2 protein-coding genes are annotated in these 1068 nt (G+C 68.7%); one reads left to right on the top strand and one right to left on the bottom strand.

Going from position 1 to position 1068, the window contains the following annotated elements; all coding sequences use genetic code 11:
- Positions 1–505 (bottom strand): helix-turn-helix domain-containing protein (locus ABZV94_RS41990; protein WP_356350438.1); only part of this gene is annotated, 505 nt, incomplete at its 3' end.
- 114 nt (positions 506–619) lie between these two features.
- On the opposite strand from ABZV94_RS41990, the gene ABZV94_RS41985 reads away from it, so the two are divergent.
- A partial coding sequence (locus ABZV94_RS41985) for an aldo/keto reductase (RefSeq protein ID WP_356350436.1) occupies positions 620–1068 on the top strand: 449 nt, incomplete at its 3' end.

Here is a 1068-nt window from a genome sequence, read left to right as displayed (position 1 = left end):
CGACGAGATCGCTGATGGCGCGCAGCAGGTCGTACGGGGGGATGTCGGCGCGGATCCCGCCGGATGCGGCTGCCGTGTCGAGCAGCTCCGTCACGACGGGCAGGAAGCGCTGCTGGAAGTAGGCGGGCAGGCTCTCGTAGGCGGGGTCGCCGGAGTGCAGAGCGGTCTTGAGGCCGCGTTTGGTCGCGACGAACTGCGCGAACCGCTGAAACCACAGAGTGAGCGCCTCGACCGGCTCGTGCTCCTCCGCGAGAGCGGGGGCCGCCTCGGCGCAGGCGTCGACCTCGTGGCGGAAGACGGCGGTGATGAGGTCGGAGCGCTGCGGGAAATGGCGGTAGAGGGTGCCCGCACCCACCCCGGCCCTCGCGGTGATCCGCCGCACAGGGGCGTCCACGCCGTCCGACGCGAAGACCTCGGCGGCTGCGGTCAGCAGGGCGTCCAGGTTGCGTTGGACGTCGGCTCGCACGCGGCGCGCGACCGGCTCCCCGGTGGGGCGATCAGACATGGAATGGTTTCCCTTTGCGCTCCGGAACGATGTTCCGTATTGTCATTGCTGAACGGTGTTCCGGTTTCATTCTAGCCGGACCCGCGACCGGCAGCCCATGCAGGGAGAAGACTCATGCAGTACCGCACACTGGGCCGGACCGGCATCAAGGTCAGCCCCTACTGTCTGGGCGCCATGATGTTCGGCGCCCTCGGCAACCCGGACCACGACGACTGCACGCGGATCGTCCACACCGCGCTGGACGCGGGCATCAACTTCGTCGACACCGCCGACGTCTACGGACGCGGTGAGTCCGAGGAGATCCTGGCCAAGGCGCTGAAGGGCCGCCGCGACAGCGTCGTCCTGGCGACCAAGGGGCACCTCTCGATGGGGGACGACCCCAACCAGCAGGGGGGTTCGCGGCGTTGGGTCATCCGGGCCGTGGAGGACTCGCTGCGACGCCTGGAAACCGACTACATCGACCTTTACCAGATGCACCGTCCCGACCCCGAAACGGACGTGGAGGAGACGCTGTCCGCGCTCACCGACCTCATGCGGGCGGGCAAGATCCGGGCCATCGGCTC

It is taken from the genome of Streptomyces sp. NPDC004658 (assembly GCF_040609555.1).
Lineage (GTDB): Bacteria > Actinomycetota > Actinomycetes > Streptomycetales > Streptomycetaceae > Streptomyces.
This window is presented reverse-complemented; position numbering and strand designations above follow the sequence as displayed.